The sequence below is a fragment of the Brevibacterium picturae genome (genome assembly GCF_030453725.1).
GTDB classification, from domain to species: domain Bacteria; phylum Actinomycetota; class Actinomycetes; order Actinomycetales; family Brevibacteriaceae; genus Brevibacterium; species Brevibacterium sandarakinum_A.
The window spans coordinates 1-9,322 of record NZ_JAKDJU010000118.1 but is presented as its reverse complement, the minus strand read 5'-3'; the positions used below and the strand labels follow the sequence as shown (position 1 = coordinate 9,322).

9 protein-coding genes are annotated in these 9,322 nt (G+C 63.9%); 5 read left to right on the top strand and 4 right to left on the bottom strand.

Features of this window, described 5'->3' with window-relative positions:
- The 4 genes from L0G76_RS11440 to L0G76_RS11425 all read left to right on the top strand — a co-directional run.
- Positions 1-461 (top strand): thiamine-phosphate kinase (locus tag L0G76_RS11440; protein WP_369696182.1); only part of this gene is annotated, 461 nt, incomplete at its 5' end.
- Between the two features lies 1 nt (position 462).
- A complete protein-coding gene (locus tag L0G76_RS11435; RefSeq protein ID WP_304357345.1) occupies positions 463-2,091 on the top strand; it encodes a DAK2 domain-containing protein in 1,629 nt (542 codons plus the stop codon).
- The gene (locus tag L0G76_RS11430) at positions 2,088-4,235 is read left to right on the top strand and encodes an ATP-dependent DNA helicase RecG (protein ID WP_304357344.1); all 2,148 of its coding nucleotides are present in this window, start codon (positions 2,088-2,090) and stop codon (positions 4,233-4,235) included. The genes L0G76_RS11435 and L0G76_RS11430 overlap by 4 nt, the downstream gene beginning before the upstream one ends.
- Before the next feature lie 69 nt (positions 4,236-4,304).
- The gene (locus L0G76_RS11425) at positions 4,305-5,123 is read left to right on the top strand and encodes an RsmD family RNA methyltransferase (RefSeq protein WP_304357343.1); all 819 of its coding nucleotides are present in this window, start codon (positions 4,305-4,307) and stop codon (positions 5,121-5,123) included.
- A 116-nt stretch (positions 5,124-5,239) separates the two neighbouring features.
- On the opposite strand, the gene ehuA is transcribed toward L0G76_RS11425, so the two are convergent.
- Genes ehuA through ehuB form a run of 4 tightly spaced genes read right to left on the bottom strand, consistent with a single transcriptional unit; the run spans position 5,240 to position 8,410 of the window.
- Positions 5,240-6,058, bottom strand: a complete 819-nt coding sequence (ehuA, locus tag L0G76_RS11420; RefSeq protein WP_304357342.1) for an ectoine/hydroxyectoine ABC transporter ATP-binding protein EhuA — start codon at positions 6,056-6,058, stop codon at positions 5,240-5,242.
- Complete coding sequence (gene ehuD / locus L0G76_RS11415; protein WP_304357341.1) at positions 6,045-6,704, bottom strand: ectoine/hydroxyectoine ABC transporter permease subunit EhuD; 660 nt, start codon at positions 6,702-6,704, stop codon at positions 6,045-6,047. The genes ehuA and ehuD overlap by 14 nt, the downstream gene beginning before the upstream one ends.
- Positions 6,701-7,501 carry an ectoine/hydroxyectoine ABC transporter permease subunit EhuC gene (gene ehuC, locus L0G76_RS11410; RefSeq protein ID WP_304357340.1) on the bottom strand — a complete coding sequence of 267 codons (801 nt, stop codon included), beginning with the start codon at positions 7,499-7,501 and terminating at the stop codon, positions 6,701-6,703. Before ehuC ends, ehuD begins: the two co-directional genes overlap by 4 nt.
- A gap of 24 nt (positions 7,502-7,525) precedes the next feature.
- Positions 7,526-8,410 (bottom strand): ectoine/hydroxyectoine ABC transporter substrate-binding protein EhuB, encoded by an 885-nt coding sequence (gene ehuB, locus L0G76_RS11405; protein ID WP_304357339.1) that lies wholly within the window; start codon positions 8,408-8,410, stop codon positions 7,526-7,528.
- Positions 8,411-8,525: 115 nt separating this feature from the next.
- Here ehuB and L0G76_RS11400 point away from each other — a divergent pair, with 115 nt between their 5' ends.
- On the top strand, positions 8,526-9,287 hold the full coding sequence (locus L0G76_RS11400; protein ID WP_304357338.1) for a GntR family transcriptional regulator: 762 nt from the start codon (positions 8,526-8,528) through the stop codon (positions 9,285-9,287).
- Positions 9,288-9,322 lie beyond the last annotated feature (35 nt).

Genomic DNA, 9,322 nt, shown 5'->3' with positions numbered 1-9,322 from the left:
CAGACCTGCCTGAGGTCAGCGCAGACCTGCCCGAGGTCAGTGCAGACCTCAGGGAACTCATCAACACTCAGCTGGCTCCACAACCGAACTATGGGGCCGTCGCACACATGGGGACCGCCTCGGCGATGATCGATGTCTCCGACGGGCTGAGCACGGATCTGGGCCGAGTCGCGGCGGCGTCTGGAGTGCATGCGACCATCGACCGCGCCTCATTGCAGGAACTCATCGATCCGCTGCTGCCCGCGGCGAGGCACCTGGTGCAGAAGGCGTCGACAGCTGAGGAACTGGCGCTGAGCTGGGTGCTGAACGGGGGAGAGGACCATGGCTTCCTCGCGTCGTCGGCGCAGTTCGACACACCTCCGGTAGGCTGGCGGAGAATCGGAGAGATGAGACCAGGCCACGGCGTCAGTCTCGACGGCGCACCGGTGCCGACGAGCGGCTTCAGCCATTTCGGGAAGTGACATGAGCGGACCCAATCAAGCCATCGGGCTCAACGGCCGCCTGGCCGCCAGGTGGGCTCGGCGTGCGGTTGATCGTCTGCGCAAGGAACGCGTCGAGATCGACGAACTCAACGTCTTCCCCGTCCCCGACGGCGACACCGGCACGAACATGTACCACACACTGCGCAGCGCCTATCTGGCTGTCGAGGAGCTCACCGGACCCGTCACCCTGCCCCAGGTCGTCGCCGCACTCGCCGAAGGCGCCGGACGGGGTGCTCGCGGAAACTCAGGACTCATCCTCGCCGTCGCACTCCAGGGAGTTGCCGATGCCCTGGACGGCGTGACCGTGGCGACGCCGGAGGCCATGGCCGCAGCCCTCGAGCTTGCCTCGACCCGCGCTCGGCAATCCGTGGCCCGGCCCGTCGACGGCACCATGCTCACGGTCCTCGACGCCATGGCCGCCGAGGCCAGGGAGAAGGCCGAAGCGGGTGTGAACCTCGTCGACCTCATCTCGGCAGTGCGCCTGCGCTCCCGCTCGGCACTGCGGGAGACCACCGGGCAGCTGCCCGTGCTCCGCGACGCCGAGGTCGTCGACGCCGGCTCGACCGGAATCGTCGAACTCTTCGATCTCCTCTATGCCACGGTCACCGGTCGGACACCGCAGGATTCGATGCTCGGCGAAATCACCGGGTCCCCGCGGGTCGTCCACCAGGCCGGAACCGATGAACTCGAGATCGTTGCGCTCCTCGCCGCGGACCCCGCTTCTTCTGACGGCGGAAGGCCCACATCGCCCCTCGCCGAGGCGCTGGATGACCTGGGCGGGACATCGATCGTCATCAACGGCCCCAAGGTACACGTGCACGTCGCCGACGAGGCCACCGCCGTGACCGTCCTCGACCACCTCGCCGGCTACGGCATCGTCCGCCTGGACATGGAGGACCTGCGTCTGCACGAGGAAGAGGGCGAGACCCACCTGGTGGCCATCGTCTCCGGCACCGGTCTGCTCATGCACTGTGCGCTGAACGGGGCGACGGCACTGACCCCGGACTCCGGTGCCGCGGTGCGTCTGACCACGGACATCATCGCCGAGGATGAGCGCGAAGTCCTCGTCGTCCCCAGCTCCACGACCATGCTGAAATCACTGGGACAGGTCACCGGGGGACATGTCGTCCGCTCCCGCAATGTTGCCACCCTGCTGTCTGCCCTCGCGGTCTACGACCAGTTCGCCCCGGCAGTGGAGATCTTCGCCGATATGACCGAAGCAGCGGCCGGGACCCGTGTCGGTACCATCGTCTCGGCGGAACAGTTGGCTCTCCACCCGCCCACGGGTGCCCTGCCGGCCATCGACGACGCCGCAGGCTCGCAGCCGACGCGGTCGATCCCGGCCTCCCACCCCTCACAGTTCTACCGGGTCTTCATCGACGGGAAGGTCAAAACCCAGAGCACCGAACTCACAACCCTGGTCGAGAAACTCGCCGATCGACTGCTGGGGGCCGGGGGAGAGCTCCTCACCGTCGTCCACGGTCCCGGCTGCGCCCCCGATGTCCTCTCACAATTGCGGGACTGGATCAGCAAATCACACGCCCAGGTGCGATTCCAGGACATCGACTCGCGGGACCGGGCGACACTGCTCATCATGGGAGTCGAATGAGCGCCCGCCTCGACGACTACTTCACCGCGCGAGACCGCGGTGCACTGAAGAAGCGCGGGATCACCTCGGTGGCGGATCTCTTTCGCTTCTTCCCGCGCAGATTCCTCGTGCCCGGGGAGAAGACACCGCTGGGCGGTCTCCCATTGGGCGAGACCGCCATCCTGCAGGCCGAGGTCATCTCCGTCGACACCAGGCGCATGCAGAGACGCCGTGGAACCATCACCGATGTGATCGTCCACGATGGGCAGCAATCGATGAAGATAGCCTTCTTCAACCAGCGTTGGCTGGACAAACAGCTGGCTCCCGGACTCACGGTCGTCTTCGCGGGGAAGGTCGAGGAGTACCGCGGGCAGCTGACCCTGAACTCACCCACCTGGCTCAACCGGGACGAACACGACGAGAAGTGGACTCCGGAGGATCTCAACTCCCCGTTCCCCGTCTACCCCCGCGTCAAAGGCATCGCACAGACGCGCCTGTGGAAGGCCATCAAGGTTCTCCTCGATGTCGCGGACCCAACAGAGTTCGAGGACCCGCTGCCGAGCGCAATGCGAGCCGACCTCGACCTTCCCGAGCTGCGTACCGCGTTCAATGACATGCATCGGCCGAGGTCAGCGGCAGCGACGGAGAAGGCCAAGCAGCGTTGGAAGTGGGAAGAGGCGCTCGCCCTGCAGGCGGAGTTCGTCTCCCGCAAGGTCGACTATGAGCAGCTCGAGGCGACTCCGCTGCTCAACGTCGGTGCCAGGAGCGAGAGGTTCGATGAGAGCCTGCCCTTCTATCTCACCGCCTCGCAGCTGCGGGTCGGAGGGGAGATCGAGGCAGACATCGGGCGGAGAACCGCGATGCACCGCCTGCTCCACGGCGACGTCGGCTCCGGCAAGACCGTCGTGGCACTGCGGGCGATGCTCACGGCCGTCGACTCGGGAGCTCAGGCGGCGATGCTCGCGCCCACGGAGGTGCTCGCCACACAGCATTTCCGCTCAATTGAGAGCCTCCTCGGTGATCAGATGGCGCTGAGCCCGCTGCTGTCGGGCGATGACCAGGTTCGGGTGGCACTGATGACAGGGTCGATGCCGGCGCGCGAACGCAAACAGCTCGCACTCGACCTCGCCACAGGTCAGATCGACATCGTCGTCGGGACACATGCGCTGATGTCGGATACGACCATGTTCGACGAACTGGGCCTCATCGTCGTCGACGAGCAGCACAGGTTCGGCGTCGAACAGCGTGAGGCGCTGCGGGCAAAGGCCGGACTCAAGGTCCCGCACACCCTCGTGATGTCTGCGACCCCGATTCCGCGGACCGTGGCGATGACGGTCTTCGCCGACCTCGATGTCTCCACACTCGACGAAATGCCCGCGGGCACCAAGAACATCACCACCCACGCCGTGTCACTGGGAGACCATCCCAAATGGCTGGGCCGCGTCCGCCAGCTTATCGACGAGGCGGCCGAGACCGGCAGAGGCACCTTCGTGGTCTTCCCGCGCATCGACCCCTCCGATATCGAGGACCCCGAAACGGGTGATGTGATCGGCAGCAGAGAGGGCATTGAAGACCTGAAGGACAAGCTCCAGAGTTCCGCAGAGCTGCGATCCCGTTCGATCGAACTTCTCCATGGCCGGATGTCGACGGCGGAGAAGGATCGGACGATGGCCGCGTTCGTCTCCGGCGACATCGACATCATGGTCTCCACGACCGTCATCGAGGTGGGGGTCGACGTCCCCCGGGCGACCATGATGGTCGTCTTCGAAGCGGAGCGATTCGGCGTCGCCCAACTTCATCAGCTGCGCGGACGCGTCGGGCGCGACGGCAGTGCGGCCATGTGCTTCCTGCTCACCGAGGCAGCCGAGGACGATGAGAGCTTCGAGCGACTCCGCGAGGTGGCAGGCACCCTCGACGGCTTCGCCCTGGCCGAGTATGATCTCGGCAGTCGAGGTGAAGGCGATGTGCTCGGTGCCTCACAATGGGGAGGATCCTCACTGAAGCACCTGTCGATTCTGCGCGATGCGCCGATCGTCGAAGAGGCGAGAGCCATCGCGGAGAAGATCATCTCCGTCGACCCTGATCTGAGTTCGCTGCCGGCCCTGCGGGCCTTCATCAACCGGGTCCTGCCCGCGGAATCGGCTCATTTCATCGAGGCGAGCTGAGATGCCGGACGGCGGAGTGACGCTGTCAGGAGCCGAACCGAGAATGCTGAGTGAGTGAAAGGACGAGCAATGAGGATCATCGCTGGTGCGTTCAAGGGATCCAGGCTCGTCGCACCGGGCGGGTCGAACACCCGCCCGACCTCGGACCGGGTCAAGGAATCCCTCTTCTCCATGCTCGACGGCTACGGGGTCCTGCAGGCCGCGAACGTCCTCGACCTTTTCGCCGGCTCCGGTGGACTGGGCCTCGAAGCCATGTCCCGGGGAGCGGCTGAAGCCGATTTCGTCGATTCGGCAAGCGCCTCTGCCCGCGCGGTCGAAGCGAACGCTCAGAAGCTGGGAATCGACCATTCGACCAGGATCCATTCCGCGGATGTCGTCTCGTTCCTCAGCAGTCAGCGTGTGCCGAGACAGGCGATGGCTGAAGGCCAGGCGCCCGAGCATCAGGCGTCGGAGGGGCACGCGGCGGCGCGCGTTGGGGGAGTGGAGTACCGTGGCGCAACGGCGCACCGCGGCGGAACGGCGCACCGCGGCGGACTCGCGGAGATTCAGAATGGCGGACTGGACAATATTCAAAACGGCGAGGTGCTGGAGACCCGCAGCGATCTCGACGACGGTGAGGGGCGCATCTTCGACCTGGTGTTCATGGACCCGCCCTACCCGATGGGCGAGGACGCTGTGACTCAGATCCTCGGCAGACTCGCCGCACTCCTCGACATGGAATCCATCGTCGTGGTCGAACGGGCCTCACGAGCTCCGGAGCCCACGATGCCGGCCGCTCTCGAGGTCTTCCGTTCGAAGACCTTCGGCGAGACGGCATTGTACTTCGTCCAGCTCAGGGGCGACGCCGACGAATCGGGGGACGCAGCGGAAGCCGACGAACCTGCGTGAGCTGGTCCCACCGCAGCAGCTGAGGCCCACCGGAGTTGTACTCCCGTGGGCCTCAGATGATTGATCGTGATGCTAGTGCACACTGATCATGAAGCTACTGCACGCTGATCATGACGCTACTGCACGCTCGAGAGGAACGAACGTGTGCGCTCATGCTGCGGGTTGTTGAAGAGCTGGTCCGGTGGCCCTTCCTCGAGCACCTGACCGCCGTCGAACATCATCACCCGGTGTGAGACCTCGCGGGCGAACTGCATCTCGTGGGTGACCAGGAGCATCGTGATATCGGTTGTCTCCGCGATGTCGCGGAGGACGCCGAGGACCTCTCCCACCAGCTCGGGGTCGAGAGCGGACGTCACCTCGTCGAGGAGGAGGATCTCCGGACTCATCGCCAGTGCCCGTGCGATCGCCACACGCTGCTGCTGACCGCCGGAGAGGCGAGTGGGATGCTCATCGGCCTTCTCGCCGAGTCCGACCTTCTCCAGCAGTGCCTTCGCCTCGGCCACCGCTTCGTCCTTGGACCTGCCGAGCACATGGATCGGCGCCTCGATGATGTTCTCGAGCACCGTCATGTTGGGGAAGAGGTTGAACTGCTGGAATACCATTCCGATCCGCGTCGTCATGGCGCGAGTCGTCTTCGACGGCAGTTCGACGCGCTTGCCGTTCTTCTCGGTGTGGGTCAGCGGCTTGCCGTCGACGAAGATGTAGCCGCCGGTCAGTTCCTCCAGTGTCATGACGAGGCGGAGGATCGTCGTCTTGCCGGAACCGCTGGGCCCGATCAGGGTCACGCGCTCTCCAGGGGCGACAGTGAAGTTGAGGTCCTTGAGGACGGTGGTCTTCCCGAACCGCTTCTCCACGTCTTTGAACTCGATGGCCGGTGAGGCTGAGCTCGGGGTGTTCGCTGCCGGGGTCGATGAGGTGTTCTCAGTAGGTGGCAAGGCGTCGGTCCAATCTCTGGATGAGCAATGAGGTCGGGTAGCTGGCTGCCAGGAAGATGAGGCCGGCCAGGGTGAAGGCTTCGGTATAGGCGAACTTCGCTGCACCGAACTGCTGCGCCGATGTGACGAGTTCGACCACAAAGATCGCGAACAGGAACGGAGTGTCCTTGAACATGGCGACTGCGTAGTTTCCCAAAGAGGGAATCGTGGCGCGCAGTGCCTGTGGCAGCACGACTGCGGTGAACTTGCGGACCGGTGGCAGCGACAGTGCGGTTGCTGCCTCGTGTTGCCCCGGCGGCACCGAATCGATGCCCGCACGGTAGCTCTCCGACATGTAGGTCGAATAGTGGATGCCGATGACGATGAAGCCGATGACGAGCGCCGGTACGTCCACCAGACCGGGAATGCCGGCGAAGATGAAGTACACGAATATCAGCTGCATGACCAGGGGTGTATTGCGGACGAAGGCGACGAGCAGTCGGACCAGCCAATTGATCCAGCGTGGCAGTGAGCGGATCGCGATGGCGATGATGAGACCGAGGGAGGCGGCGATCACGGTGCCGACGACTGTGGCGATGAGCGTGTTGACGAACCCTCGCAGGAGGAGCGGCAGCGCCTCGGCGGCGAATTCCCAATTCCAGATCACAGGCCACCTCCTTGTCCGGCGGGGCCAAGTTTGGAGGCCCCGTCATTGGCGGCCTCATGGGATCTGAGGCGATCGTGGTGAAGCTCGTCGCGAGCGTCCCGGCGTGCTTGACGCCTGTCCGCGCGCGAGTTCGGGCGCTTGCGGCCCAGCTTGGCTGTGGCCCTGCGTTCGAGGTAGTTCATGCCCTCCTGGATCAACCAGGCGATGACGAAGTAGATGATGAGGCCGATCGTGAACGCGAAGTACGTGTCCGTCGACTGACGCAGCTGAGTGATCTTCTCGGTGAGGTCCTGCAGGGTGATGAAGGAGACCACTGCTGTGCCCTTGAGGAGCTGGATCAGCAGTGTCGCCAGCGACGGGATCATCAGTGCCCAGCCCTGCGGGAAGATGACACGGAACATGCGTCTGGTCGGTGAGAGGCTGAGCGCGATCGCTGCCTCCCACTGGCCGGGAGCCACGGTCTTGATCGAGGAGCGAACCACCTCGGCGGAGTAGGCGCCGTAGTTGAGTGCCAGCGCGCCGATGCCGCAGGCGATGGGGTCGAGAGGGATCCCGAGAAGAGGCAGAACGTAGAAGAGCCAGAACAGCTGCACGAGCAGGGAGGTGCCGCGGAAGAATTCGACGATGATCCGTGCCGGGATGCTCAGCCAGGCGTGAGTCGAGGTCATCGAGAGTCCGAGGACAACGGCGATGATGATCGCGCCGATCGATCCCCCAACCGTGAGGATGAGCGTCGTCTGAATTCCCTCCCACAATTGTGGGAGGAAATTCAGCAACGTGGTGAACTTGTCAGTCATGATCGCAAAGTGCCTGGGAGTCGATCAGGACTCGGCTGTGGGGAGTTCACCCTTGCACAGCTGCTCGGTTGTGATCTCGCCGGTGGGACGCTCTTCCTTCGTGAAGCCGTAGTCGCCGACGACGTCGAGGTATTTCTGCTCATCGGACACGATCTTCTCGAGCTCTTCGTTCCAGGCATCCTTGAGTTCAGCATCGTCGGTGCGGAACACCGTGGCACCGGCGCCGACCTGTGGCACTCCATCGATCTCCTGAACGAAGGACTCGCTGACCTCAACGCCGGCGTCCGGGTTGTTCTTGGCCATCCAGTTGAGCGAAATGCCGGTCAGAGCGAAGACATCGGCACGGCCCGTGGTCACAGCATCCATGCCGTCCTGCGGTGTGCCGACTTCCTGCGTGTCGATGCCCAATTCCTTGGCGTAGACGGTGGTTTCGATTGCGCCGCTCATCGTTGCGAGCTTGAGGCCCTCGTCCTTGACGTCCTGCATGTCCTTCATGCCCTTGCCCTCGCCCTCTTTGGTCATCAGGGCAGTGGTGTACATGAACTCGGGGTTGCCGAACGCAGCCTGCTCGCAGCGGTCAGGGAGAATCGACATTCCGGCAGAGATGGCACCGAAGCGGTCGGCGTTGAGACCAGGGATCAGCGAACCGAATTCGGTGTTGACTCCCTCGACGTCGTCGACGCCGAGCTCCTTGAATATCGTCTTGGCCATTTCCACTGAGGCGCCCTGAAGTTCGCCGTCCTTCTCGAAGCTGTACGGCGCCTCACCGGCGAAGCCGATAGAGATCTTTCCGTCGTCGATGGCCTTCTGGAGCGTGCTCGTGTCGGAATCGCTTCCGCCGCAGGCACCTAGGGCGAGTGTCAGGGCGATGATCGAGGTCGCGGCCGCTAGCCCTTTGATGGCTTTCATAGCTGTCCCTTTCATAGTACGTCGACACATCTTCGTAACATGCGTCTCAAGGACACTATTCAATACTTTTGTTGTCCGGATGTCACACTGTCAGACAACGTTATATGATCGTGATATGCCTCAACCCCCGACTTCGGAGCTCCCGGTCCTGCGCAAGGTCATCCGATCCTCGACGATCGACCTCATCGCCGACCAGATCCGGAACGCCATCTACAGCGGTTCACTGGACCCCGGCCAGTCCATCAACGAGGTTCGCACGGCCGAACTCCTCGACGTCTCCAGACCGTCGCTGCGGGAGGCTCTGCAGCGCCTCGTCAGCGAGGGGGTGATGGCCCATGCCCCCGGCCGCGGGGTCCGAGTCAAACGGATGAGACCGAACGACATCGACGACGTCTATGCGGTCAGGGAAGCCATCGAGGCGCAGGCGGTGAAGGTCGTCATCCGGTCGAGTAAACCGATTGGCCGCATCCACCAGTCGCTGGACAGGCTCGAGCATGTGATCGAAGGCAACACCGCGCGCCTCGTCGGCGATGCCGATCTCGACTTCCACCACTCGATCGTCGCGTGTTCCGGCTCGGTCAGGCTCAGTGACCTGATGAAAGTCTCGATGGTCCACACCCGACTGCTTTCACTCTCCGACCCACGCGGATACGAGGTCAGGTGCGACCTCATCGACACGCACAGACAGCTGCTGGAGGCGATCGCGGACGGGGACGAAGCACGGTCCCTGACGATCGTGGGAAGAGTCATGGCCGGAGCCGCTGCTCGACTGCACCATTCACAGACGGAAACCGAGGCCGTCATCGTCAAGGCTGCCGCTCGTGAGGCCGGCGTCGACGACCAGTGGTCGCAGCTGCGAGATACGATGAAGCCATGAAGGTTGTCTGCCCCGGTTCCTATGACCCGATCACC

Bases quoted from the DNA above. Each gene is read 5' to 3' on its own strand.
- L0G76_RS11435 (WP_304357345.1), top strand. From the start codon at position 463: ATGAGCGGACCCAATCAAGCCATCGGGCTCAACGGCCGCCTGGCCGCC.
- L0G76_RS11430 (WP_304357344.1), top strand. From the start codon at position 2,088: ATGAGCGCCCGCCTCGACGACTACTTCACCGCGCGAGACCGCGGTGCA.
- L0G76_RS11425 (WP_304357343.1), top strand. From the start codon at position 4,305: ATGAGGATCATCGCTGGTGCGTTCAAGGGATCCAGGCTCGTCGCACCG.
- ehuC (WP_304357340.1), bottom strand. From the start codon at position 7,501: ATGACTGACAAGTTCACCACGTTGCTGAATTTCCTCCCACAATTGTGG.
- ehuB (WP_304357339.1), bottom strand. From the start codon at position 8,410: ATGAAAGCCATCAAAGGGCTAGCGGCCGCGACCTCGATCATCGCCCTG.
- L0G76_RS11400 (WP_304357338.1), top strand. From the start codon at position 8,526: ATGCCTCAACCCCCGACTTCGGAGCTCCCGGTCCTGCGCAAGGTCATC.